General features: G+C 70.9%; 23 protein-coding genes. 15 read left to right on the top strand and 8 right to left on the bottom strand.

Annotated elements, in window-relative coordinates:
* Positions 1–35: 35 nt before the first annotated feature.
* From JYK02_RS03530 to JYK02_RS03500, 7 genes are all read left to right on the top strand, one after another.
* The gene (locus tag JYK02_RS03530; RefSeq protein ID WP_207048422.1) at positions 36–590 is read left to right on the top strand and encodes a hypothetical protein; all 555 of its coding nucleotides are present in this window, start codon (positions 36–38) and stop codon (positions 588–590) included.
* Between the two features lie 194 nt (positions 591–784).
* The gene (locus JYK02_RS03525) at positions 785–1,321 is read left to right on the top strand and encodes a hypothetical protein (RefSeq protein WP_207048421.1); all 537 of its coding nucleotides are present in this window, start codon (positions 785–787) and stop codon (positions 1,319–1,321) included.
* A gap of 85 nt (positions 1,322–1,406) precedes the next feature.
* A complete protein-coding gene (locus JYK02_RS03520; RefSeq protein ID WP_207048420.1) occupies positions 1,407–1,946 on the top strand; it encodes a hypothetical protein in 540 nt (179 codons plus the stop codon).
* 40 nt (positions 1,947–1,986) lie between these two features.
* Positions 1,987–4,782, top strand: a complete 2,796-nt coding sequence (locus tag JYK02_RS03515) for a PQQ-dependent sugar dehydrogenase (RefSeq protein ID WP_207048419.1) — start codon at positions 1,987–1,989, stop codon at positions 4,780–4,782.
* Positions 4,783–4,969: 187 nt separating this feature from the next.
* Positions 4,970–7,402 (top strand): ABC transporter permease, encoded by a 2,433-nt coding sequence (locus tag JYK02_RS03510; protein WP_207048418.1) that lies wholly within the window; start codon positions 4,970–4,972, stop codon positions 7,400–7,402.
* A gap of 53 nt (positions 7,403–7,455) precedes the next feature.
* Positions 7,456–8,208, top strand: coding sequence for a hypothetical protein (locus JYK02_RS03505; protein WP_242588311.1), 753 nt, complete (start codon positions 7,456–7,458; stop codon positions 8,206–8,208).
* A 124-nt stretch (positions 8,209–8,332) separates the two neighbouring features.
* Positions 8,333–8,710, top strand: coding sequence for a hypothetical protein (locus JYK02_RS03500; protein WP_242588310.1), 378 nt, complete (start codon positions 8,333–8,335; stop codon positions 8,708–8,710).
* A 36-nt stretch (positions 8,711–8,746) separates the two neighbouring features.
* Here the strand turns inward: JYK02_RS03500 and JYK02_RS40325 are convergent, their stop codons facing one another.
* The 3 genes from JYK02_RS40325 to JYK02_RS03490 all read right to left on the bottom strand — a co-directional run bounded on the left by JYK02_RS40325 (position 8,747) and on the right by JYK02_RS03490 (position 10,741).
* On the bottom strand, positions 8,747–8,878 hold the full coding sequence (locus JYK02_RS40325) for a hypothetical protein (RefSeq protein WP_277991222.1): 132 nt from the start codon (positions 8,876–8,878) through the stop codon (positions 8,747–8,749).
* Positions 8,879–9,090: 212 nt separating this feature from the next.
* Positions 9,091–9,609, bottom strand: coding sequence for a GNAT family N-acetyltransferase (locus JYK02_RS03495; protein WP_242588309.1), 519 nt, complete (start codon positions 9,607–9,609; stop codon positions 9,091–9,093).
* A gap of 16 nt (positions 9,610–9,625) precedes the next feature.
* On the bottom strand, positions 9,626–10,741 hold the full coding sequence (locus tag JYK02_RS03490) for an alpha/beta fold hydrolase (RefSeq protein ID WP_207048416.1): 1,116 nt from the start codon (positions 10,739–10,741) through the stop codon (positions 9,626–9,628).
* Positions 10,742–11,023: 282 nt separating this feature from the next.
* Between JYK02_RS03490 and JYK02_RS03485 the strand changes: the two genes are divergently transcribed.
* The 5 genes from JYK02_RS03485 (at position 11,024) to JYK02_RS03465 (ending at position 16,028) form a co-directional block, all read left to right on the top strand.
* Complete coding sequence (locus JYK02_RS03485; protein WP_207048415.1) at positions 11,024–11,881, top strand: hypothetical protein; 858 nt, start codon at positions 11,024–11,026, stop codon at positions 11,879–11,881.
* Positions 11,882–12,026: 145 nt separating this feature from the next.
* A complete protein-coding gene (locus JYK02_RS03480; RefSeq protein ID WP_207048414.1) occupies positions 12,027–12,764 on the top strand; it encodes a dienelactone hydrolase family protein in 738 nt (245 codons plus the stop codon).
* A gap of 9 nt (positions 12,765–12,773) precedes the next feature.
* A complete protein-coding gene (locus JYK02_RS03475) occupies positions 12,774–14,048 on the top strand; it encodes an MFS transporter (protein WP_207048413.1) in 1,275 nt (424 codons plus the stop codon).
* 15 nt (positions 14,049–14,063) lie between these two features.
* Entirely contained in the window at positions 14,064–15,455 is a 1,392-nt protein-coding gene (locus JYK02_RS03470) for a hypothetical protein (protein ID WP_207048412.1), read from the top strand.
* A gap of 69 nt (positions 15,456–15,524) precedes the next feature.
* Positions 15,525–16,028 carry a hypothetical protein gene (locus JYK02_RS03465; RefSeq protein ID WP_242588308.1) on the top strand — a complete coding sequence of 168 codons (504 nt, stop codon included), beginning with the start codon at positions 15,525–15,527 and terminating at the stop codon, positions 16,026–16,028.
* 2 nt (positions 16,029–16,030) lie between these two features.
* On the opposite strand, the gene JYK02_RS03460 is transcribed toward JYK02_RS03465, so the two are convergent.
* From JYK02_RS03460 to JYK02_RS03440, 5 genes are all read right to left on the bottom strand, one after another.
* The gene (locus tag JYK02_RS03460; protein WP_207048411.1) at positions 16,031–17,695 is read right to left on the bottom strand and encodes a tetratricopeptide repeat protein; all 1,665 of its coding nucleotides are present in this window, start codon (positions 17,693–17,695) and stop codon (positions 16,031–16,033) included.
* A gap of 105 nt (positions 17,696–17,800) precedes the next feature.
* Entirely contained in the window at positions 17,801–18,772 is a 972-nt protein-coding gene (locus JYK02_RS03455; protein WP_207048410.1) for a type III secretion system effector protein, read from the bottom strand.
* A gap of 181 nt (positions 18,773–18,953) precedes the next feature.
* Complete coding sequence (locus tag JYK02_RS03450) at positions 18,954–19,550, bottom strand: hypothetical protein (protein ID WP_207048409.1); 597 nt, start codon at positions 19,548–19,550, stop codon at positions 18,954–18,956.
* Between the two features lie 68 nt (positions 19,551–19,618).
* Complete coding sequence (locus JYK02_RS03445) at positions 19,619–20,374, bottom strand: ZIP family metal transporter (RefSeq protein ID WP_207048408.1); 756 nt, start codon at positions 20,372–20,374, stop codon at positions 19,619–19,621.
* A gap of 27 nt (positions 20,375–20,401) precedes the next feature.
* Positions 20,402–20,581 (bottom strand): hypothetical protein, encoded by a 180-nt coding sequence (locus tag JYK02_RS03440; RefSeq protein WP_207048407.1) that lies wholly within the window; start codon positions 20,579–20,581, stop codon positions 20,402–20,404.
* A gap of 166 nt (positions 20,582–20,747) precedes the next feature.
* Between JYK02_RS03440 and JYK02_RS03435 the strand changes: the two genes are divergently transcribed.
* Genes JYK02_RS03435 through JYK02_RS03425 form a run of 3 tightly spaced genes read left to right on the top strand, consistent with a single transcriptional unit; the run spans position 20,748 to position 23,568 of the window.
* Positions 20,748–21,215, top strand: coding sequence for a MarR family winged helix-turn-helix transcriptional regulator (locus JYK02_RS03435; RefSeq protein ID WP_207048406.1), 468 nt, complete (start codon positions 20,748–20,750; stop codon positions 21,213–21,215).
* 41 nt (positions 21,216–21,256) lie between these two features.
* Positions 21,257–22,567 (top strand): homogentisate 1,2-dioxygenase, encoded by a 1,311-nt coding sequence (gene hmgA, locus JYK02_RS03430; RefSeq protein WP_207048405.1) that lies wholly within the window; start codon positions 21,257–21,259, stop codon positions 22,565–22,567.
* Entirely contained in the window at positions 22,564–23,568 is a 1,005-nt protein-coding gene (locus JYK02_RS03425; RefSeq protein ID WP_207048404.1) for a fumarylacetoacetate hydrolase family protein, read from the top strand. The genes hmgA and JYK02_RS03425 overlap by 4 nt, the downstream gene beginning before the upstream one ends.
* The last annotated feature ends 2 nt before the right edge of the window (positions 23,569–23,570 follow it).

Here is a 23,570-nt window from a genome sequence, read left to right as displayed (position 1 = left end):
ACCCAATGCGTCTGTTCACCTTCTGGAGCCACTGCATGAAGAAGACCGCACTGCTGACCTGCCTGCTCGGATTGTTGGGAGCCCTCCCGGCCACCGCTTCTGAGCTCAAGGACGTGTTCGGCAAGGAGGTCCCCATCGGGCAGGGCCGCCCCACCCTGGTGCTGTACGCCAACAAGGGCACCCGGGAGGAGCTGCGCCAGCATGCCTCCCAGTTCCTCTATGAAGTCCGTGAGAAGAAGCCCATCGTCGTCATCCACGTGGACCTGCGCGACGTCCCGGGGCTCTTCAAGGGCATGGCGCGCGGGGAGATCCGCAAGAGCCACAACGAGTCGCTCACCGCCATGAAGGACCTCTTCCGTGAAAAGGGCGAGGCGCCTCCCGCGGAGCTGGACACGTCGCTCTACATGGTCGCCGACTCCAAGGGCGAACCCCACGAGTCCATGGGACTCAAGAAGGGCTTTGACCGTGTGTTCGCCCAGGTGCTGAGCACCTCCGGGCAGGAGGTCGCACGGGGCGCCTTCTCGGCCGGCACCCGCAAGCTCAGCCAGGCCATGACCGCCGCGCCCAGCGTGGCGTCCCGCAGGCCCTGACGTCACCCCACCGTGACTTCACGGGGCGTCCACCCATGCCCTTGCACGGCGCGTGGGTGGACGACAGGGGATGAAAGGTTTTACCTTTCTGGCGCGCTAATCGTTCCTGACATGGAACCCATGGACATGCATGGGATTCAAGCGAGGAGCGGTGGCCGCGCGTTCAGACCTCTCATCCCCCGAGACACTCCCCCATGTTCAAGTTCAAGACGTACAGCCTCGCCGTGGTGGCCCTTGCCTTCAGCGCCTGCGGTCCCGCGCCGGAAGCGAAGGAGCCGGCCCCCGCCGGAGGCGACGTCGCGCAGGTGCGGTCCGAAGTGACGAAGGCCATCCCGGGCACGACGTGCGTGGTGGAAGCGACGAAGCCCTATACGTACGACGTGGGCGGTCCCATCAGCGCCCAGGCGTCCGCCTGGGATTGCGACCAGGACTACCCCATCATCTACATCTGCTCCATCGTGGAGAAGCGCTCGGTGAGCAGCACGGGCACCGTGACCTGGACGGCGGTGGAGGGCAGCCGCAGCTGCTGGCCGGAGACGAACACCGACTTCGGCGGCCAGACGGCGAACCCCACGCCCAACGTCCCGGGCGTCTATCGTCAGCGCGCTCAGGCGGCCATCAAGCTGAACGCCACCACGTGGACCCCGGCGCAGCCGTCCACCTGCGCCACGCTCTCCAGCGACATCCCCTGCAAGTTCACCCAGGTGGTGTCCGGCAGCGTCACGCTGTGACGTGAAGCACGACGGACTCCGGGTGAGAAGGGGTGCGGGCGTCTGGGCTATCCTCACGCCTCCCTGCTTCCACCCGGAGTCGTCCATGCACACCAGGTCCCCGCGCAGCGCCCGTTCCCCGAAGGCCCTCACGTTCCTCCGCGTCCCCGTGCTGCTCGCCGTGGGCATGATGACGATGGGCAGCGGCATGGGGAACCCGGGCTGTGGCAGCAGCTCGGTTCCGGACTGTGAAGAGGGCTGCGACATCGGAGGCACCTATCAGCTCCAGTTCGCGGATCCCTCGCCTCCGGGCGGACAATGCGAGACCTGGGGCGCGGGTGTGCCCCAGGGGCCGCTCGTGCTGGAAGAAGCCAATGGCTACATCACGGCGACGCTCGACGGCATCACGCTGTCGACCTACTACTCGGGCGAGCCGTCCCGGAAGCTCGACTTCGCCGTCGGGCAGCGCCTCACGGACAAGAAGCTCGATCGCACCGTCCGCATCACCTCGACGGTGGCCGCGCCCTCGCCCAGCTCCTCCACCGACCGCTCGGTCATCGAGGGTGAGTACGTGCTGGAGCTCGTCTCCACCGAGAACACGGCCTTGAAGTGCCTCATCCAGCGGAACTTCACCGCGACGCGGTAGGGCCCTCGGACTGCACTGCGGGTGCGGTAGGTTCAGAGCCATGCGGACCCCCCTCATGGCCTCACTGCTGTTCCTGATGCTGTCCTCGCCAGCCCGGGCGGAAGTGCCCGGCTTCGTGGAAACGAACTATTCGTCCAACCAACTGACGCCGGCGACGGGCATGGCGTGGGCACCGGATGGTTCGGGGCGCCTGTTCATCACGCTGAAGAACGGCGTGGTGCGGACGGTGGCCCTGAAGGACGGCGTGCTGGAGACGCAGCCGGGCACCTCTACGCTGGTGACCCGCACGTTCGCCACGGAGCCCTCGGTCCACACCAACAGTGAGTGCGGGCTCATCGGCATCGCGTTCGACCCGAACTACGTGGTCAACCGGTACGTCTACTTCTTCGTCACCGTCTCCCCTTCCGAGCAGCGCATCGTCCGCTACACGGACTCCAACGGCACGGGCATCGCGCGCACGGAGGTCGTCACGAAGCTGCCCACGCGTGGTGAGAACCACGACGGCGGCGGGCTGGGCTTCGGACCGGACGGCAAGCTCTACTGGTCCATTGGCGACCTGGGCAACGGCACCGGCGTGGACGCGGACCTGACGTCACTGGCGGCCAAGGTGGGCCGCGCGAACCTGGACGGCACGCCCGCCAATGACAACCCCTTCAACGACGGCGTCGGTCCCAACAACGAATACGTCTGGGCGCGCGGCCTCCGCAATCCGTTCACCTTCACGTTCCAGCCCAGAAACGGCCGGATGTGGGTCAACGGCGTGGGCACGAACTACGAGCAGGTCTTCGTCGTGAACCGGCGCAGCCACGCCGGCTACGACGACTACGAGAACAACCAGCCGCTCGGGAACGACTACATCACCCCTGTCATCAAGTACCGCACCAACGGGACGGAGACGCGCTCCGTCACCGCCACGGGCGCGGTGCGCAGCGGCGGCGTCACGACCTTCACCACCGCGGAGTCGCACGGCTTCCGCAAGGGGGAGCGGCTCACCGTCGCGGGCGTCGGGAACTCGAGCTTCAACGGCACCCTCTACGTCGCCAGCGCCAACAACGCGCCCGGCACCACCACGTTCACCGTGGCCCAGCCGGGCCTGCCGGATGCGACGAGTGGCGGGGGCAGCGCGACGACGCAGCGGCTGGGCGGCTCCATCACCGGCGGCACCTTCTACGACGCGACCCTCTTCCCGCCGGAGTACCGCGGCAACTACTTCTTCGGCGACTTCAACACCGGGCAGGTGACGCGCGCCACGCTCGCGGCCGACGACTCGGTGGCGACGGTGGACGAGTGGGGGAAGGAGTTCACCTCCAACGTGGACCTGAGCGTGGGGCCGGACGGCGCGCTCTACGCGCTCGGGTACACCAACGGTGTGGTGCGGCGGGTGACGCCCACGGCGACCGTCCAGAAGCTGGTCGTGTCGGGACTCCACCTGCGGCTGATGGAGGGAGGCCGCGCGACCTTCACCGTGCGGCTGGCCCAGGCGCCGGCCGCGCCCGTGACGGTGCGCGTGGCCCGGGCCATGGGTGGCTCCGAGGACCTGCGCGTCCTGGGCGGTGACACCCTCACCTTCTCTCCGCAGGACTGGAGCACGCCGCAGGTCGTCCTGCTCGAGGCGGTGGAGGACGCGGACGCGGTCGCGGACACCGCCACCTTCACCGTGACCTCGGAGGGGATGGCGGACGAGGCGGTGGTGGCCACCACCATCGACAACAACTCGCCCCGGCTGGTGCTGTCCACCGCCCGGGTCTCCGTGCCCGAGGGAGGCACCGCGACCTTCACCGTGGCCCTGTCCGCGCGGCCCTCTTCGAACGTCACCGTCACCCTGGCGCCCACCCAGGGAGACACGGACGTCACCGTGACCTCCGGGGGCACGCTCCCGTTCACCGTCTCCAACTGGAGCACGGCGCAGACGGTCACGCTCCAGGCCGCGCAGGACGCGGACAACGTGGACGGCGTGGCCACCATCACGGTCGCCATGCCGGGCCTGGACGCGCGCACGCTGGAGGCCGTGGAGGCGGACGACGAGCCGCTCGCGCCCGCCCTCTCCTCCACGCCCGTCACCACCGCCGTGGTGGGCATCGCGTACCGCTACGACGTGGAGGCGGTGGGCCGGCCGGAGCCCACCTATTCGCTGGAGGGCGCGGTGCCGCAGGGCATGAGCATCGACCCGGTCACCGGCCTCATCACCTGGACGCCCCCGGCGGCGGGCACGGTGGACGTGCGCGTGCGCGTGGCCAATGGCGTGCCTCCGGACGCGGAGCAGACCTTCAGCATCGTCACGAAGGCGAATGCGGCGCCGAGCGCCGTCCTCACCCGCCCCACCCAGGGCGAGCGCGTGTCCGGCGCCATGGCGGAGTTCTTCGGCGACTGCGTGGACGACGTGGGCTGCACCCGCGCCGAGTTCTACGTGGACGGCACGCTGCAATACACGGACGTCCGTTCGGACAATCACTTCCACTTCGGGGGCACGCACAACCGCTGGGACACCACGGGCCTGACGCCGGGCCCGCACATCGTGCGCTTCGTCGTGGTGGACACGAACGGCGCCCAGGCCGAGGCCACGGCGACGGTCTGCGTCGGGGACGGAAGCTGCGAGCCGGGGCAGCCGGATGCCGGCACGGGTATGGATGCCGGCTCGGGCACGGATGCCGGCTCGGGCACGGATGCCGGCTCGGGCACGGATGCCGGCTCGGGCACGGATGCCGGCTCGGGCACGAGCAAGCCCCTGCCCGAGGAGGACTCCGGCTGCGGCTGCGGTGCGGCCCCGGTGGCCCCGCTCGCGTGGCTGGCGCTCGCCGCGCTGGCGGCCCGTCGCAAGCGGTCGCGCGCGGAGTGAGCCCCAGCTCCTGACGCAACAACGGGAGGGCGCCCGTGCTGGACGCCCTCCCGTTCTCCTTCCGGCGTGTCCGGATGCGGGATGCGGATTCCCAGCGCCGGTCAGCGACGTGAGGGGTTCATCCCCCTGTCGCCCGGGAGTGGCTGTCCCGGCCCCCGTGGCATGCGCCATGCTCAAGGCGTCCGACATGGCCTCCCTCCTCCAGGACCTCCGGCTCGCGCTGCGGCGGCTGCGCGGCAGCCCCACCTTCACCGTCGTGGCGGTGGCCACGCTGGCGCTGGGCATCGGCGCCAACGTCGCCATCTTCAGCGTGGTGCACGCGGTGCTGCTGCGGCCGTTGCCCCTGCACGACGACGCGCGGCTCGTGCGGCTGTTCAGCGTGGGCCGGCAGGGCGCGGGGCTCACCTCGCCGCCGGACCTGGTGGACCTGCGCGAACAGACGCGGTCCTTCGAGGGGCTCATCGGCGTGGCCCCCGCGATGGTGACGCTCGGCGCGGACCGCACGGAGGCCTCGCCCATGAAGGTGCAGGCCGGGCTGGTGACGGCCGGGTTCTTCCAGGTGCTGGGGCCCCGGGTGCAGCTGGGCCGCGCGCTCCAGGCGGGGGATGACGCGCCGGGGGCGCCGCAGGTCGCGGTGCTGTCCTATTCGCTCTGGCAGCGCCGCTTTGGCGGCAGCCCGGACGTGCTGGGACGCACGCTGAACCTGGGCGGGCCCCTGCCGTGGACGGTGGTGGGCGTGATGGCGCCGGGGTTCGACTTCCCCTCGCGCGCGGAGCTGTGGACGCCGCTGGTCCAGGACGAGTCCATGACGAAGCCGGAGGCGCGCGGCGCGCACTGGCTGGAGGTGTACGGACGGCTGGCACCGGGCGTGAGCCTCGCGCGGGCGAGGGAGGAGGCCTCGGCGGTGGCGCGGAGCCTGGCGGCGCGGTACCCGGCGACGAACGCGGACATGGGCGCGAGCGTGGAGCCGCTGCGCGACGTGCTGCTGGGCCCGGTGCGCCCCTCGCTGCTGCTGATGCTGGGCGCGGTGGGGCTGGTGCTGCTCATCGCGTGCGCCAACCTCATGCACCTCCTGCTGGCGCGGGCCGCGTCGCGCGAGGGAGAGACGTCCGTGCGTCTGGCGTTGGGCGCCAGCCGGGGGCGCATCGCGCGGGAGCTGCTGATGGAGAGCACGCTCCTGTCGGTGCTGGGCGGCGTGGCGGGGCTGCTCGCGGCCATGTGGGCACTGGATGCGCTGGCGGCGTTCGGGCCCCGGGACATTCCGCGCATCGACGAGGTGTCGCTCGACGGCACGGTGCTGGCGTTCACCGCGGGCCTGTCGGTGTTCACCACGCTCCTCTTCGGGCTGGTGCCCGCGTGGCAGACGTCGCGGGTGGAGCTGGCGCGCGTGCTCAGGACCACGGGCGAGGGCGCGGGAGGCGCCGCGCACCACCACCGCACCCGCGCGGCGCTCATCGTGGCGGAGACGGCGCTGGCGGTGCTGCTGCTGGTGAGCGCGGGGCTGCTCCTGCGCAGCTTCGTGCACCTGCGGCGCATCGACCCGGGCTTCCGGTCCGAGGGCGTGTTGACGGTGAAGCTCGACCTGCCGCCCATCCGCTATGCCTTTGGCGGCGCGGCGCCCGCGGCGTTCTATGACGCGCTGCTCGAGCGGCTGCGGGCCCTGCCCGGCGTGGAGGCCGCGGGCGTGGTGAACGCGCTGCCCATGGAGGGCAAGCGCTGGACGCTCGCGGTGCGCGATCCGACGCGGCCGGTGCCGCCGGGAACGGAGCCCTGGCAGGCCAGCATCCGCATCGTCACGCCGGGGGCGCTGGAGGCGCTGCGCGTGCCGGTGCTTCGCGGCCGGGGACTCTTGCCGGAGGACCGGGGCGCGGGAGGGCGCGCGGTGTTGATCAACGCGGAGGCGGCGCGGCGCTTCTGGCCGGGAGAGGATCCGTTGGGCCGCACCGTGGACACGGACATGGACTGGGGCAACGGCGCGTTCGGGGGCCGGGTGGTGGGGGTGGTGGCGAACCTGGCGACGGAGGGGCTGGCGGTGCCCGCCGCGCCGGAGGTGTACGTGCCCTATGAGCAGGCGCGCTCCACGGACATGACGCTGGTGCTGCGCACCTCCGGGGAGCCGCTCGCGCTGGCCAGGGCGGTGCGCACGGAGGTTCGCGCGATGGACGCGAACCTCGCGGTGGGCAGCGTGCGGACGCTGGCGTCGGTGGTGGATGCGACGGTGGCGCCGCTGCGCTTCTATCTGCTGCTGGCGAGCCTCTTCGCGGGCGTGGCGCTGGTGCTGGCGGCGGTGGGGCTCTACGGGGTGGTGGCCTACGCGGTGGTGCAGCGCACGCGCGAGCTGGGCATCCGCATGGCATTGGGAGCGCGAGCGGGCCAGCTCATGGGGATGGTGTTGAGCCACTACCTGCGGCTCACGGCGGTGGGGCTCGTGCTGGGGTTGGGGCTCGCGTGGGGAGCCAGCCGCGCGTTGTCACACCTGCTCAACGGGGTGCGGCCCACGGATCCGCTCACCTACGGACTGGTGGTGGCGGTGCTCGGAGCCGTGGCCTTCCTCGCGGCCCTGCTGCCCGCGCGGAGGGCCGCGAACGTGCCCCCCGCGGTCGTGCTCCGCGCGGACTGACGGCCCGCTATCCTGAAAGAGCCATGCCCGGATTGCGACGGACCCGCACCCTCTTGTTCTTGCTGGCCCTGGGATGCGCGGGCCGTCGCCACTACTTCCTCCGCTCCGAGCTGCCCATCCTGGAGGGCCGGTTCGACCTCGCTGTGGCGCCCGGGCCATGGCCGCACGAGAACGTCCCGACTGTCATCTCGGGCTCAGACACGATTCCGGATGACCTGGTGCTGCCAACGCTCCGGGCCCTGATGGCCTTGCCGGGCGCGGCGGACGCCTGCGACCCGAACACCGGTGGTCCACGGCCGGATGCAGCCGAATATTGTGTCGCCCTCTACAAGACGCCGCAGGACTGGCGTGTTTCCTGGCCCATCCGCAACCTGCTGAAGGAGCGCAGCTCCTGCCAGCCTCCCTTCGGTGGCGTCGACGATGAGTCCTATGGCCGGGGCGTGCCCATCATCGGCTTCGCGCACAACCATCCCTGCTCGACGCGCATGAGCAGTGACGACCTGGGGCAGTTTCCCGCAGTGAAGATGGCGGATGGGTTGTGGACAATGGTGTCCTATGCGGCAAGCCCGGATGGACAGCTGGCGCGTGATTCAAGCAACCGGTTGATCCCCGCATGGGCCTGGCTCGCCACGGGTCACAAGGACGAACCCCGTTTCTACAAGTGGAACACCGCCGGGGAGGTCTTCCAGTGGAGCGAGGACAAGGCGCGTTGGGAGTTCCAGGCGAACTGTCGTCCACAAGAGTCCTCCGGCATGCGCAGCCCCCGCATGCTGCTGCCTCGCTGCTCGCCCGAACTGAAGTGGTAGAAGTTCCCTGGAGCCTGTCCCCATGATGAAACTTCCTCACCACGTCCTTCTCATGACGCTCCTGCTGGATGGAGGCACGCCTCCCGCCTCCTCTGGTACCGCCGCGAGAGATGGGGGCAGCCCCGTGTCCTCCGCCACGGTGACAAGCGCGGACGGAGGCACCACCCCACGCACGCCTCTTATCGCGGAGGGAATCGAATGGCCTGAGGACCTGCGGCCCCTGGCAACGCTGGATGGCCCGGCGCTCCTCGCCGCCCATGCGGCCTTGCAGCGGCTGCTGGCGAGCTTTCCAAAGGAGTATGCGAAAGATTGTTCGTACACCGCCAAGGCGATGGAGGTCTCCGTCGCTCAGCATGGCGGTCTGTACTTCGTGCAGATCAACCGGCGCGTCGAGAAGTGCGGCTGGGCAGCACCTGGATTCAACCCCTCCGCGCACTGGTACGAACTGTATGCCGTATCGCCAGAGGGGAAGGTCCTGGCGCGGTACCCCTACCATCCCTGATAGGGGCACCTGGGCCACAGGCTCCCGCGGGCCACGTCAGGCCTTGGTGGAGTGATTGCCGCGCAGCTTCCCGCCCTTCTTCTCCGAGGAGTCCGCGCGCGACACCTTGGGGACCTTGTTGCGCCCCCTGCCGGTGCGGCCCGTCGCCTTGGATGCCTCGGACTGCATCTTCTTCGCCTCCGGACGCTACTGGAGCAGCGGACGCGCCCCACGCATCACGCGTCCTCCAACCACCACGCCCGATGGGGAGCACCCGGGCCTCCTTCTCATGACAGATGAAGACGCGCGGCATCCGCACCTGCACGGGTGGCGCGGCGAAGCCCCGCCCCTCGGCGCTCCCGGGACCAGGGAAGCCAGCAGCCGTTCTCCCGCCGTAATGCCTATGGCGTGAGGCGTTTGAAGAAGAGGACCGTGGGGTGCAGCTCCCCGTCGGTGTGCCGCGCCCAGTCGGGAATCTCTCCGGCGCGCTGCCACTGGAAGTGCTGGTAGACGGCCTCCGCCTTCGAGCCCGCCAACGTGTCGAGCACCAGCAACGTGCGCCCCTGTCCCCGGGCGAACTGCTCGACCTCCTGGAGCAGCCGTGACGCGAGCCCCTGTCCCCGGGCCCGCGAGTGCACGAGCAGCTTCTGCACCTCCGCGCGGTGCAGCCCGTTGGGACGCAGGGACGGCGCGAGCTGCACGGTGCCGTCGATGCGCCCGTCCACCTCCGCCACCCAGAGCACCAGCCCCGGGCCCAGCGCCGCGAGGACGCCCCGCCAGTACTCCTCCGCCGCGTCCAGCGACAGCGGCGGCAGGAAGCCCACCGATGCGCCGCCCTCGACGGAGTCGATGAGCAGCTCGGCCAACGCCCGCCGCTCGTCGGGGGTCGCCTGTTCGAGTCTCCGGATGGAAATCATCATCGCCAGTCTAACCGGCTCACGGCGCGGCCGGCTTCGGGGGCTTCGGCGCGGGGGTGACGCGGGCGCCGGTGAAGCGCAGCAGCTCGTCCATGAAGACGCGGCGGCCCCGCTCCGGCCGCTCCAGGTGCACGAAGTGCGTCGCGCCCGGCAGCACCACGGCCTTCACGCTGGCCGCGTGGTTCAGGTGCTCCTGGAGGCGCGTGACGTCCTCCGGCCGGCTCCAGAAGTCGTTCTCCGCGCGGACAATCAACACCTTCCCCGTGATGGCGGCCCCGTCCCAGAGCTGCCGGCCCGTGGCCAGGTAGAAGCTGTCCTCCAGCGCCCCTGACGGCGCCCGGAACGCGAACGGCGTGCGCGAAGGGCCCAGCGGATCACTCGCGAGCGCCTCGCGCTGGAAGGACGCGGCCACCTCCGGGTCGCGCCACTTCGCGCGCTCCGCCTCCTCCGCCGGCAGTTGCCGGTCCCACACCGCCATCAGCGACGCGCCCGTGTTCCACCGGTAGGCGCCCATGCCCTCCGCGTTGAACTGCCCTGGCCGCTTGGGGTCCTCGAAGTCCGTGCCCCTGCCCAGCATCTTGTGCTCCGCGCTGCCCGCATAGAGCGCGTTGAGCATCACCAGGTGGCTGACGTTGTCCGGGTGGAGGCTGGCGTACATGCCCGCCCAGTGGCCTCCGGTGGCCCACCCCACCAGCCCCACGCGGCGCTGCCCCGTGCGCGCCTTCACCCAGGCCACCACCGCGTGCACGTCCTGGACGACCTCGTGCGAGCCCACCAGGGGCGGGCCCTTCGCGGGCGTGCTCATGGCCAGGGGCCGCGTGGAGCCGCCATAGCCGCGCGCGTCCATGAGGTACACGGCGTGCCCCGCCCGAGCGAGCTCCGCCGCGAGGGAGCCGCCCTCCACCGGCAGGTCGAACGAGGCGCGCCCCGGCACCCGCGCGCCGTGCAGGAGGATGAGGGGCGGCAGGTTCGCCATCTGCATGCCGGAGTCCTTCACCTCGCGGACGGACACCTCGATGCCTTCTTCCGAAGGCACCAGGAACTCCGCGCGCGTCACCTCCGCCCGCGCGCCCGCGCCCCACATCAGGCCCAGCACCACCAGGGTCCGGACCACGGCCGCGCCTTCGCGATGCATGCCCACCTTGTCCTCCCGCTTCCGGAGACTGCGCGGATCCTGCCAGGAGGGCTCCCCCGTGCAACTCTTGCCGTCCGTGCAAGCCTTGCCGGGCCCCAGGCACCGGGGACACGCAAGGCTTGCCGTTCCTCGCGGCCCTCGGCAGCGCGCCCCCTGGAGCGAGGCGTTGGCATCCCGGTTGCTCATGCACCGTCACGTTCCCCGCTGGCGACCCGGCCGGGACGAACCCCGGCCAGCAGGACGCATCGCTGGCATTTCCCGAACGCAGAACGGAGAAACGTCATGTCTACCCATCACTTCGCGCGGAAGCTGTTCCTGGCGGCCCCCCTGTCCCTCTTCGCGGTGGGCTGCGGTGGCGACCCGATGATGGACCAGTCCCTGGCGAACGAGACCGCGCCGGCCGAAGCTGTCACCGAGACCGCCGCCCCGGCGGACGCGTCCCTCGCGGCGAGCGAGCAGGGTGTGGCCCTGGGCGGGACGTACTGGTGGGGCACCGCCGCCAACGGCCTGACCTCCACGTCCATCGGGACGTCCACGAACCGCACCTGCTTCCTGACCGGCGTCCAGGGCAACCTGAAGGGCACCAGCTGGGCCGGCGTGGGCGTGTTCGATTACGCGGGCAACTGGATGATCTTCGTCAACCAGAGCAACGGCAAGGCGCTGAGCTCGGGCGTGCAGTGCATCAACACCGCCACCAACCGGACCCCGGAGGTCTCCTGGTACGACGGCCAGGCGGCGAAGCTGCTGGGCGCGGTCACCTCCGCGCGCCGCTGCTTCCTCACGCAGGTGGAGGCCGCGGGCGGCTACACGGCCAACTCCGACTACGCCCGCGTCTGGAACGACGGGTACAACTGGTACCTGGGCGGCAACCTGGGCGCGGCGGGCGGCGCTCGCGCCGTCTGCGTGGACGTCGCCTCGGACCAGGGCGGCTGGCTGTGGATCGCGGGCAACCCGGGCAGCTTCACGCACAACCTGGCCTACGATCCGGGTGGCGTCGCCTGCATGCTGTCCGGCATCGGTGGCAACTTCAGCACCAGCAACTACACCGACGGCGTGTCCATCGACTACAACAGCGGCACCCGCTACTGGGAGATGACCGTCTCCAACAGCAAGCGCGGCTGGGGCAACTGCGTCAAGTAGTCGCGCGGCCCGCCAGGGAAGCAAGTGTCCGTTTCGCGAGGGGTGGTGGGGGCCCGGCGCGAAACGGATGGCGCATCGCCAGCACGTGTGGTGTCTCTTCCAGCGCGGGCGCGCAGCCCTGCCCGCCCTGGAGGAGACCCACGCCATGCAGGACGTCGACATCAAGACCGCGGATGGAGTGATGGACGCGAAGCTGTTCCAGCCGGAAGGCTCGGGGCCGTGGCCCGCGGTCATCATGCTGACGGATGCCTTTGGCGTCCGGCCCGTCTTCGAGCAGATGGCCCGGCGCCTGTCGAAGTCCGGCTTCGTCGTGCTGCTGCCCAACGTGTTCTACCGGGAGGCGCCCGCGTCGAAGCTGGAGCTCAAGGGCACGTTCCATGACGAGGCCTTCCGCAAGCGCATCTACGCGCTCATCGGCACGCTGACGCCGGACCGCCTGAAGGCGGACGCGGGAGCGGAGTTGGACTTCCTCTTCCGCCAGCCCTTCGTGAAGGGCCCGAAGGCGGGCGTGGCCGGCTACTGCTTCAGCGGCGGGCTCGCGGTGCGCATGGGCGCGGACTTCCCGGACCGCATCGCCGCGGTGGCGTCGTCCCACGGCGGACGGCTGGCCACGGACTCGCCGGAGAGCCCCCACCGCCTGCTGAACCAGGTGAAGGCGGAGCTGTACTTCGGCCACGCGGACCAGGACAACGCCATGCCCGCGGACGCCATCCGCACGCTGGAGGCGGCGCTGAAGGACGCGGGCGTGAAGTACCGCTCGGAGCTCTACCCCGGCGCACAGCACGGCTACGCGGTGCCGGGCACGCCGCAGTTCAACGCGGAGGTCGCGGAGACGCATTGGACCCGCATCGAGGACCTGTTCGGCCGCACGCTGAAGGCCTGAGCCCGCCCGATGTCCGCGACGCGGCAGCGGCTGCTCTCCATCTTCGGCGGCTCGGTGGGCAACCTCATCGAGTGGTACGACTTCTACGTCTACTCCGCGTTCTCGCTGTACTTCGCGCAGGCGTTCTTCCCGGACGCGGATCCGCTGGTGCAGCAGCTCAACACCGCCGGGGTGTTCGCGCTGGGCTTCCTCATCCGGCCGGTGGGCGGCTGGCTGATGGGGCTCTACGCGGACCTGAAGGGCCGCAGGTCCGCGCTGACGGTGTCCGTCACGCTGATGTGCCTGGGCTCGCTGGTCATCGCCGTGTGCCCCACGTACGCGCGCATCGGCGTGGCGGCCCCCATCGTGCTGATGCTCGCGCGGCTGCTCCAGGGGCTCTCCCTGGGCGGCGAGTACGGCACCAGCGCCACGTACCTGAGCGAGGTGGCCACCTCCCGCCACCGGGGCTTCTACAGCTCCTTCCAGTACGTCACGCTCATCCTGGGACAGCTCCTGGCCACGCTGACGCTGCTGGTGTTGCAGCGGCTGCTGTTGACGGGCCCGCAGCTGGAGGCGTGGGGCTGGCGCATCCCGTTTGGCATTGGCGCGGCGCTGGCCGTCTTCGGCTTCTACATGCGGCGCAACATGGTGGAGACGGAGGCCTTCACGCGCGAGGCCGCGACGAAGGCCCGGCACCACCCCATGCGGGAGCTGTTGCGCCACCCGAAGGAGATCGCCGTCGTGGTGGGGCTCACCCTGGGCGGGACGCTGGCCTTCTACACATACACCGTCTACATGCAGAAGTTCCTGGTGAACTCCGTGGGGCTCACGCGGGATGAGGCCACGCTCATCTCCGCGGGCTCGTTGTTCCTGTACATGCTGCTCCAGCCGGTGCTGGGCTTCGTCTCCGACAAGGTGGGGCGCAGGCCGGTGCTGATGGGCTTTGGCATCCTGGGCACGCTGTGCACCGTGCCGCTGCTCACCGCGCTGACGCGGACGAAGGACGCCTTCACCGCGTTCCTGCTGGTGCTCGCGGCGCTGGTCATCCTCTCCGGCTACACGTCCATCAACGCGGTGGTGAAGGCGGAGCTGTTCCCCGCGCGCATCCGCGCACTGGGCGTGGGGCTGCCGTACGCGCTCACGGTGTCCCTCTTCGGCGGCACCGCGGAGTACGTGGGCACGCGCCTGAAGCTGGCCGGGCACGAGGCGTGGTTCTTCTGGTACGTCACGGCCTGCATCTTCTGCTCGCTGCTCGTCTACACCGTGATGCCAGACACCCGGCGCCACAGCCGCATCGACCCGTGATAGACGCGCGCGTCCATGACGGCTCCCTTGCTGACGCTGCCCCTGCTGCTCCTCCTGGGGCAGGCCCCCGAATCCACGCCCGCTGAAGCGCCCCTCCAGGCGCGGCTGTCGTTCCAGGCCCTCGACGAGGACATCGACCGCGAGGGCTCGGGCACGTCCTTCCACGCGGCGCTGGAAGGCCATACGCCGGAGCTCGCGTCGGGCCTGCGCGCGGAAGCCACGCTGTCGTTCTTCCTGTCCACGCCGGGCACCCAGGGCATCAGCCTGCAGGACTTCGGCAGCAACCTGCGGCTGCGCTACCGCCCGTCGGGCTGGGAGTCCGGAGAGGGTTTTGTCGTAGCGGTCCATCCGCTGAGCACGTCGCGGCTCTACATGGGCTTCACCTGGCCGGTGAGCTGGGAGCGGCAGGCGTTCCCCCGCCGCACCGGCAACGAGTCCGCGCTGGAGCTGCGCCTGTCCCGGCGGCGGTGGGAGGCCTTCGTGGCGCTCAAGTCCGCCAACGTGGCCGATGACCTCGTGCTGGAGTCCTCACGCCACTATGCCCTGCTCGCGGGCGGCTTCCTGGACGTCACCCCCGAGCTGCGGCTGGCCGCGAAGGGCACCGTGCTCAACCGGGGGCAGATCCCCGCCGCCGCGATCCAGGGCATCGAGCTGGACGTCCCCGTGCGTGGGGCCTCGCTGGGCGCGGTCTGGCACCGGGGCGAGCCCGTGGGGAACAACGTCGACCTGACGCTCTACTCGGGCGACCCGACCTTCTTCGAGCGCTTCTTCCAGCCGGAGACGTACACCGGAGGCTTCGGCGCCTCCGTGTCGCTGGAGGGAAGTTTCGCGTCGCAGGGCCTGCTGGCTCCGGGGACCACCCCGCCCCAGCGAAGCACGCAGACCTCGGGGGCGGGGGCCCTGGAGGCGCGGGTGAAGCAGGGCTTCTGGCGGGCGCACGCGCTGGCCTATGTCCGCACGCTCGGCTTCCTCCAGATGGACGTGCCCGGGTTCCCCCCGCACCAGGACTTCCTGGACGACGCGGAGACGCGCGCGGAGGTGTCCGGCACGCTGAGCAGCGACTACCACCTCCAGGCCTGGGGGCTGACGCCCGGGCTGCTCCTGCGCGTCACCCGGCCCGCCTCGCTCCGGAACGCGCTGGTGGACTTCCCGGCCCGCGACATCGTGTTCCGGGGCCCCAACCAGCTCGACATCCTGCCCGAGGGTGAGGTCCCGAGGCTGGTGGTGACCGTGAAGGCCACGGCCCGCTGGGACCTGGGGACGGTGGCGGGCGTGCTGGCGGAGGTCTCCTACACCCACGACCCGAACCGGACCCGCTTCGAGGACGACCTGACGGGCGTCGCCGAGCCCGTCTTCCAGCCCGCCAACGCGGTGGGCGTCAACGTGCTGCTCCAGGCCCGCTTCTGACGCTGGGAGTCAGGAGGGGGTGATTGGCGTCCAGGCTTGGCCGGGTGCGAGGATGACGCTCCGCCCACCATGCACACCGCTTCCGCCCGTCCCCTCTCCGAGGCCGCCGTCCCCGAATCCACCGCGGTGCCTGAGACCCAGGCACAGGTCCAGCCCGCGGCCCGGCTCATGGCGCACGCCGGGGCCTGGCTGATGCTGGTGGGGCTGCTCACGGGCGGCTACGTCTCCGCGGCGATGACGGGCAAGGTGCCGGCGGATCCGCACATGGCGCTCGCCGCGCACCTGAACGCGCTGATGGGGACGTTCTTCCTCTTGGGCGTCGCGTGGACGCTGCCCATGCTGCGCTACGGCCCCGTGGGACAGCGCCGGCTGGCCTGGGCGGTCATCGTCGCCAACTGGGCCAACTGGGGCATCACCTGCGTGAAGGCGTGGCTGCGGGTGTCCGGCGTGGACCTCATCGGGCAGCCGGTGAACGACGCCGTGTTCGGCGCGCTCACCCTGTCCGTGGTCCTCCCCGCGCTCATCGCCGCCGGAGCCTGGGTGTATGGCTTTCGCCGCGCCGAAGCGCGCTGACTTCAGAAGGCCGTGCGCGTGAGCGCGATGTCCGCGTTCGCCCAGGCCGTCTCGAAGCGCTGACGCGCGGCGGTGGCTTCCGCCGTCCTGCCCTGCCCCTTCAGCGACTGCATGAGCCCGAAGAGGGCCCAGCCGTTGCCCGGGTTGCGGCGCAGGTCCTCCTGGTAGACGGCCTCCGCGGCCCTGTACTGCTTCGCGTCCAGCAGCGCCGCGCCCTGGTAGTGGCGCACCGGGTAGAACCAGTCGCTGGGCTCGGAGTAGGCCAGCTGATCCGCCGCCCGCACCGCGTCGTCCCAGCGCGACAACGCATCCGCGCAGCCCTGCCGCTCCGCGATGGAGGCGTCGAGCACGCGGGCCGCCACGTCCAGCACGTCCTTCGCCGAGTTGTTCCCGGCGGTCAGCGTGTCCGGGACGCTCGCGGCCAGCTTCACCAGCTCATCGTGCTCCGCGCGGGCCCGCTTGAACTCGCCCTTCGCGGCGAGCGCCAGTCCGTGCGCGTGCAGCCACAGGCCCGTCAGCACCGGGTACTTCGCGTCCGGCCGGGGCTGGGCGAGCAGCTCATCGAAGCGGCCGAAGCGCACCATCGCCAGCAGCGGCTCGGAGACGAAGAAGTCCATGCCCGGCATCTCCGTCAGCATCTCCGGCGGCAGGACCTTCGAGGACTCGCGCGCGGCGCGGATGGACTCCTCGCGCCGGCCCTCCATGGACGCGGAGAACGACAGGAAGCCCCAGTTGTGCGCGAGGTACATCGGGTAGTAACCGATGGGCTCCACCTTGCGCAGATAGGCATTGTCCGCGTCGACGGCGCGGCGGTTGCTCTCCGAGGCGTCCGCATACCGGCCCACGCGCTGGTAGATGTGCGCCGGCATGTGCACGACGTGCCCCGCGCCCGGCATCAGGTCCGGCAGCCGGTCCGCGGAGGCCAGCGCGCGCTCGGGGTGCTCCGAAGCCTCGATGGCGTGGATGTAATAGTGATTGGCGCCCGGGTGGTCCGGCGCGCGCGCGAGCACCTTCTCCAGCCGCGAGACGATCTCCTCCGTCCCCGGGTTGGGCTTGCCCTCCAGCGTCCACAGCTTCCACGGGTTCAGGTCCATCAACGACTCGGCGAACAGCACCTGCACGTCCAGGTCGTCCGGGAAGCGCTTCGCCACGTCGCGCATGGCGTTGGCATAGGACTGGGAGAAGGGCTTCATCTGCTCCGGCGTGCGGGGCTCCGGCCCTCCATAGCGCTTCGACAGCGCGCCGATGAGCGCCTGCTCCACCGGGGGCGCCGTGGGGGCGAGCGCCCGGGCCCGCTGCAGGGCGGTCCACGCGGTCGCGGCCCGGTCCGGCAGCATGGGCACGTTGTAGTTGGGCCCCAGCACCAGGGCGGTGCCCCAGAAGCACATGGCGCAGGACGGATCCAACTGCGCGGCCCGGGCGAACGAGCGCGCGGCCTCGTCGTGGTTGAAGGCATACGTCAGCCGCATGCCCTGGTCGAAGAAGGCCTGCGCCTCCGGTGACCGCGTGCTCACCTTGCGCTGGAAGTTCCCCAGGTCATCGAAGAGCACGGCCCCCTGCGCGAGCGAGGTCAGGCTCGACAGGGCGGACGGATTGCCATGCGCTCCGACAGACGTCCCCGAGGTCATCAGGAACGGGATGAGGATGAACAGGAATCGCGCGCGCATGGAATGCCCCCTTGGACCTGGGTCCCAGGTCAACGGTGGGGGGTGGTTGCGCGCGCGGCAATCCCACCGGCGAACCCCTCGCCCGGACGCGTCCCGAAAGAGGGCCTACTTCTCCAGGTCGCCGACGATCTTCCCGAGCGGCGACGGGGTGCCCATGAACTTCTGGAACCGGCTGCGGTCATCCGAGCCCATGTCGTAGTTCTCGAAGTTCGCGTCGTTCTTGTTCGCGCCGGGGCGGAAGCCCGAGTAGTCCTGGCGCGCGGGCAGGCCGTGCTCGGCACGGATGGCGTTCTCCGTGGGCGCGTTCGGCATGCGCGGCGTGGGGCGCAGGCCCACCGTCTCGAACTCCTCGCGCAGCTGCAGGCGCGTCTCCACCGTGTCCTTCATCGCGGCCGAGTGCTCGGGGTAGCGCTTGAACACGTCCGCGTTGGAGTGCTTGCTCACCGCCAGCGGGCTCACCTGCGTGCCATTGGCGGCGCGCCAGGCGTGCACGGACTCGTGGCCCAGGCTGTTGAAGCGCTTGCCGGGGTCGTTCTCGTTGTAGTTGATGCGGCTGGCCTGGCCCGCGCTGGGCTGGCCGTCGTAGCGGTACGCCGGGCGCAGCGACTGCACCGTGCCGTCGTGACGCGGGCGGTGCGACATGGGCATGGACTCGTTGCGGCCGGAGTAGATGTCCGCCACCGTCAGCGGCTTCTGCGGCGTGCCCGTCTTGCCGGGGTTCACGTGCTGCGTGCGGCCGTTGAGGTCCGTCAGCATCTGGTTGCCCACGGGGCGGCTCATCAGCGTGTGCGTGGAGTTGCGCGCGTCCTGCGTGAAGTCCGCGAACTGCGCGCCGGTCTGGCCGTTGTCACGGCGGGTCCGGATACCCGGCAGGTCCGGGTGCACCACGCCGTGGTCCGCGGGCTTGAGGTTGTTCTTGCCGGCCTGCAGCTCCGAGGCCGTGGGCGCCTTCGGCTTCGACACCGTCTCCGGCTTCACCGTCTTGGGCGTCTCCAGCTTGGGGGGCGCGCTGGGGCTGCGCGTGCTGGAACCGGAGGGGATGGAAGGCTTGGAGAAGGAGGAGGAGCGCAGCTTCATGAGGGGCCTCGGATGCGGAAGACGTCGTGTGCCCATCCCTAGAGCAACCGCCGTGCCGCCTCCGGAGCCCCCCTGGAACGCAAGGCCTCCTCGTGATTCCAGGGGTTTACTCCGGCCCCGGAGCCCGGCCCCTGATGACCGCCGTCAGGGGCCTGATGACCGCTGTCACCAGGGGCCCGGCCTAGAAGTTCACGGCGATGAGGGGCAGGGACGGACGGGGCTGCCACTGCCGCGTGCGCATCCCGTTGCGGCGGGCCCGCAGGTCCCGCAGCTCCGCCTCCAACTGGGTCTTCTCCTGGACGAGCGCGTCGCGGCGCGCCTTCTTCTCCCGCGCGATGCGCCCTCCCCGGCTGAAGCCCACGACCACCATCACCACCCCCACCACACCGACGATCGTCAGGGGAACGCCCACGATGAGCTTCAGGTCCTGGTCCGTGCCTGAGTCCAGCAAGCCATCAATCAACACGGGCAGGCCGAACAGCAGCGCCGCCCCGAGGATGAAGCCGAAGGTCGTCATGATCTTCGAGCTGCGGGGACGCCCCAGGCGGATGCCGTCGATCTCCTCCTGGAGCAGGCCCACGCGCTGGGTCAGCTCCTGGATTCGCGCGTCCAGGCCGCCGTCCGGAAAGGGCGTCGACTCGGGAGCCCCAACCACCGGGGCCTGCTGCGCCCCCAGCAGCCGCGCGGAGTGCGCCGGCCCATCCTCCGGCGTCAGCAGTGACAGCGACGGGGACGTGGGCGCGGAGGCCAGCAGGACGGCGGCGAGCAACGACAACATGGAGCGCACTCCTTCCGAAGACGGATGGGAGCGCGAGACTAGCACCCACCCCCGCATTCCCCGGAAAGTCACCCACCCAGCTTCGTGAGCATGAACGCGGCGAGGAAGCCCGCGACGGTGATGAGGCCGGTGAGCTCATGGGCCCCCTCGGTGGCCTCCGGCATCATCGTGTCCGCGAGCATGGCGAGGATGGCGCCGGCGGCCACGGCGGTGGTGCCCGCGACCACGCTGGGGTCGAAGCCGCGGAAGACGACGTAGCCCAGCAGCGACGCCAGGCCGGAGATGAGCGCGATGCCGCCCCACACGCCGAAGACGTAGCCCCGGGAGCGCCCGGCCTGCTTCATCCCCGCCGCGGAGGAGAGACCCTCCGGGACGTTGGAGAGGAAGACGGCCACGACGGCCACGAGGCTCACCGCGCCTCCGGCGATGAGGCTCACGCCGATGACGATGGACTCCGGGATGCCGTCGAGCAGCGCGCCCACGGCGATGGCCATGCCGCTGCCCCCATGCTCGGCCTCCGAGGGCTGCTTCCCGCCGGAGCGCTTGCGGTGCTTCGCCCCCCTGCGTGAGAGCGCCACGTTGGCCGCGCTGTAGAGGGACGCGCCCGCGACGAAGCCCAGCGCGGTGGGGGTGAAGCCGCCCTGGTGGAAGGCCTCGTCCATCAGGTCGAAGGAGAGCGCGGAGATGAGCACGCCCGCGCCAAACGCCATGACGCTGGCGATGAGCCGCGTGGGCAGCCGGAAGGCATAGCCCGCCGCCGCGCCGACGAGCAGCGCGCTCCCGGCGAGCAGTCCCCACAGTCCGGCCTGGAGCCAGAGTGGCATGGCGTTCCCGTCCCCGGGCGCGACGACTCAGCGCGCCTTCGCCTTGGCGCGCTTCACCTTGTTGGCCTGCTTGCCCAGCGCGCTGCGGGTGCTCTTGGGGAGCTTGCTCAAGGTGCGCTTGCGCTTGGCGGCGGTCGCGGCCTTCTTGATGTTCTTGCGCCCGGCGGCGCGCTGCTTGCTCGTGGCCATGGTGCGTGAAAGGTCCACGCCCCTGCCCGCTCCTGCAACGGGGCCGCGTCCGCCCGCCTCGGTGGGCAGCCGGACGGGCGTCAGCGGACAAGGGAACGAAACCCGCCCGGCGATGAAACCACGTCGCGCGAGCGCGCATCGGCGGGCTGTCAGGCGCACGGCGCTGGCTATAGTCGGCCGCCCGATGAAGAAAGCACGTCCCGCGCGCCTCACCCTCGACGACTTCCTCCCCTATCGCCTGTCGGTCGCGGACAACGTGGTGAGCCAGCGCATCGCGCGCGTGTACGCGGCCGAGGACGGCCTCTCCACCCAGGAGTGGCGGCTCATCGCCGTCTTGGGCGAGGACGGCGAGCGCTCGCAGCGGGAGCTCGTGCTGCGCACGCGGATGGACAAGGTGCCGGTGAGCCGCGCCGCGCGCTCGCTGGAGGAGCGCGGCCTGGTGCGGCGCGCCACGAGCCAGAGCGATGCCCGCTCGCGGCGCCTGACGCTGACCGCCTCCGGCCGCAAGCTCTACCAGCGCGTGGCCCCCGCCGCGCTCCGGGCGGAGGCGGAGGTGCTGGCGGAGCTGTCAGCCGCTGAACGCGCGGTGCTGCGCTCCCTGCTGGAGCGCGTGGAGCGCGCCGCCGTCCGGGCCCTGGAGCCCGCCCCCTGAGCCTTGCCGCATTGGTTACATCTGTTACTATTTCGGGTGCCATGGAAAACGTCCGCCACCTGACAGGCTTTGGGAATGAGCACGCATCGGAGGCTGTCCCCGGTGCGCTTCCAGTGGGCCAGAACACGCCCCAGCGCGTCGCCTTCGGCCTCTACGCCGAGCAGCTCTCCGGCACCGCGTTCACCGCGCCGCGCGGCGTGAACCGGCGCACGTGGCTGTACCGGCTGCGGCCCAGCGCGGGGCACCCGGCGTACCGGCCCGTGGAGGCCCGCACGCTGCGCAGCGGTCCGTTCCGGGAGGTGCCCCCGTCGCCCAACCGGCTGCGCTGGAGCCCTTCGCCCATGCCCACGGCGCCCACCACGTTCCTGGAGGGCCTCTTCACGCTGGGCGGCAACGGCTCACCCGCGGAGGGCGCGGGCGCGGCGGTGCACCTGTACGCTGCGAACGCGTCCATGACGGACACGGCGTTCTTCAACGCGGACGGCGAGCTGCTCATCGTCCCGCAGTCCGGCACGCTGCGCATCGTCACGGAACTGGGCGTGCTGGAGGTTCCGCCCGGCCACGTCGCGCTGATTCCTCGCGGCATGCGCATGCGGGTGGAGCTGCCCGGCGGCCCCGCGCGCGGCTACATCTGTGAGAACTACGGCGCGGCGTTCCGGCTCCCGGAGCTGGGGCCCATCGGCTCCAACGGGCTGGCGAACCCGCGCGACTTCGTGGCGCCGAACGCCGCGTACGAGGACGTGGAGCGCCCCACGCGCGTGGTGCAGAAGTTCCAGGGGAACCTCTGGGAGACGACGCTGGACCACTCGCCCTTCAACGTCGTCGCGTGGCACGGCAACTACGCGCCGTACACGTACGACCTGGCGCGCTTCAACACCATCAACACGGTGAGCTTCGACCACCCGGATCCGTCCATCTTCACGGTGCTCACGTCGCCCAGCGACACGCCGGGAACGGCGAACTGCGACTTCGTCATCTTCCCGCCCCGGTGGATGGTGGCGGAGCACACCTTCCGGCCGCCCTGGTTCCACCGCAACGTGATGAGCGAATTGATGGGCCTGGTGCACGGCGTCTACGACGCCAAGGCGGACGCGTTCCTGCCCGGCGGCGCGTCGCTGCACAACTGCATGAGCGCCCACGGCCCCGACCGCAAGACGTACGAGGCCGCCGTCGCCGCGGAGCTGACGCCGAAGAAGATCGACAACACGCTCGCGTTCATGTTCGAGACCCGCTGGGTCATCGCGCCCACGCGCCAGGCGATGGAGAGCCCCGCGCTCCAGGCGGACTACGACGCCTGCTGGGCGGACCTGCCCAAGGCGAAGGTGCCGTCCACGGGAGGCGGACAGCCGTGAAGCTCGCGTCACTCAACCAGGGACGCGACGGCCGGCTCGTCGTCGTGACGAAGGACCTCTCCCGGTACACGGACGCGTCCGCCATCGCGCCCACCCTCCAGGCCGCGCTGGATGACTGGGAGCGCCACGCGCCGGCCCTGCGCGCGCTGTCGGAGCGGCTGGAGCGCGGAGCGCTTCCGGGCGCGTCCTTCCATCCCGCCGCGTGCGCGGCCCCCCTGCCCCGCGCGTACCAGTGGGCGGACGGCTCGGCGTACGTGAACCACGTGGAGCTGGTGCGCAAGGCGCGGGGCGCGGAGCTGCCGCCCTCCTTCTGGACGGATCCGCTGATGTACCAGGGCGGCTCCGACGGCTTCCTCGGGCCGTGTCAGCCCATCCCGCTGGCCGACGAGGCGTGGGGCTGCGACATGGAGGGCGAGGTCGTGGTGGTGACGCGCGACGTGCCCCTGGGCGCCACGCGCGAGCAGTCCCTGGCGGCGGTGGTGCTGGTAGGGCTGGTCAATGATGTATCGCTGCGCAACCTGATCCCGGCGGAGCTGGCGAAGGGCTTCGGCTTCTTCCAGTCCAAGCCCGCGTCGGCGTTCTCCCCGGTGTTCGTGACGCCGGACGAGCTGGGGACCGCGTGGCGGGACGGCAAGCTGCACCGCCGCCTGGAGGTCTTCCTCGACGCAGAGCCCTTCGGCCGCGCGGACGCGGGCGTGGACATGACGTTCGACTTCGGCACGCTGGTGGCGCACGCGGCGAAGACGCGCTCGCTGTGCGCGGGCAGCATCATCGGGTCCGGCACGGTGTCCAACCGGGGCCCGGACGGCGGCCCCGGCAAGCCCGTGCGGGACGGCGGCGCGGGCTACTCGTGCATCGCGGAGGTGCGCGTGGTGGAAACCCTCCGCGACGGCGCGCCGAAGACGCCCTTCCTGAAGCGCGGCAACCGGGTGCGCATCGAGATGCGGGACGACGCAGGCAACAGCATCTTCGGCGCCATCGACCAGGTGGTCGGCGGGTAGCG

This window comes from Corallococcus macrosporus (assembly GCF_017302985.1).
Classification (GTDB): domain Bacteria; phylum Myxococcota; class Myxococcia; order Myxococcales; family Myxococcaceae; genus Corallococcus; species Corallococcus macrosporus_A.
Note: the sequence above shows the minus strand (reverse complement) of the source record. Positions and strands in the feature narration are given on the sequence as shown.

Coding starts and splice junctions, on each gene's coding strand:
- JYK02_RS03510 (WP_207048418.1), top strand. CDS start 4,970: ATGGCCTCCCTCCTCCAGGACCTCCGGCTCGCGCTGCGGCGGCTGCGC.
- JYK02_RS03480 (WP_207048414.1), top strand. CDS start 12,027: ATGCAGGACGTCGACATCAAGACCGCGGATGGAGTGATGGACGCGAAG.
- JYK02_RS03485 (WP_207048415.1), top strand. CDS start 11,024: ATGTCTACCCATCACTTCGCGCGGAAGCTGTTCCTGGCGGCCCCCCTG.
- JYK02_RS03470 (WP_207048412.1), top strand. CDS start 14,064: ATGACGGCTCCCTTGCTGACGCTGCCCCTGCTGCTCCTCCTGGGGCAG.
- JYK02_RS03460 (WP_207048411.1), bottom strand. CDS start 17,695: ATGCGCGCGCGATTCCTGTTCATCCTCATCCCGTTCCTGATGACCTCG.
- JYK02_RS03495 (WP_242588309.1), bottom strand. CDS start 9,609: ATGATGATTTCCATCCGGAGACTCGAACAGGCGACCCCCGACGAGCGG.
- JYK02_RS03445 (WP_207048408.1), bottom strand. CDS start 20,374: ATGCCACTCTGGCTCCAGGCCGGACTGTGGGGACTGCTCGCCGGGAGC.
- hmgA (WP_207048405.1), top strand. CDS start 21,257: ATGGAAAACGTCCGCCACCTGACAGGCTTTGGGAATGAGCACGCATCG.
- JYK02_RS03490 (WP_207048416.1), bottom strand. CDS start 10,741: ATGCATCGCGAAGGCGCGGCCGTGGTCCGGACCCTGGTGGTGCTGGGC.
- JYK02_RS03475 (WP_207048413.1), top strand. CDS start 12,774: ATGTCCGCGACGCGGCAGCGGCTGCTCTCCATCTTCGGCGGCTCGGTG.
- JYK02_RS03455 (WP_207048410.1), bottom strand. CDS start 18,772: ATGAAGCTGCGCTCCTCCTCCTTCTCCAAGCCTTCCATCCCCTCCGGT.
- JYK02_RS03520 (WP_207048420.1), top strand. CDS start 1,407: ATGCACACCAGGTCCCCGCGCAGCGCCCGTTCCCCGAAGGCCCTCACG.
- JYK02_RS03450 (WP_207048409.1), bottom strand. CDS start 19,550: ATGTTGTCGTTGCTCGCCGCCGTCCTGCTGGCCTCCGCGCCCACGTCC.
- JYK02_RS03465 (WP_242588308.1), top strand. CDS start 15,525: ATGCACACCGCTTCCGCCCGTCCCCTCTCCGAGGCCGCCGTCCCCGAA.
- JYK02_RS03530 (WP_207048422.1), top strand. CDS start 36: ATGAAGAAGACCGCACTGCTGACCTGCCTGCTCGGATTGTTGGGAGCC.
- JYK02_RS03435 (WP_207048406.1), top strand. CDS start 20,748: ATGAAGAAAGCACGTCCCGCGCGCCTCACCCTCGACGACTTCCTCCCC.
- JYK02_RS40325 (WP_277991222.1), bottom strand. CDS start 8,878: ATGCAGTCCGAGGCATCCAAGGCGACGGGCCGCACCGGCAGGGGGCGC.
- JYK02_RS03525 (WP_207048421.1), top strand. CDS start 785: ATGTTCAAGTTCAAGACGTACAGCCTCGCCGTGGTGGCCCTTGCCTTC.
- JYK02_RS03515 (WP_207048419.1), top strand. CDS start 1,987: ATGCGGACCCCCCTCATGGCCTCACTGCTGTTCCTGATGCTGTCCTCG.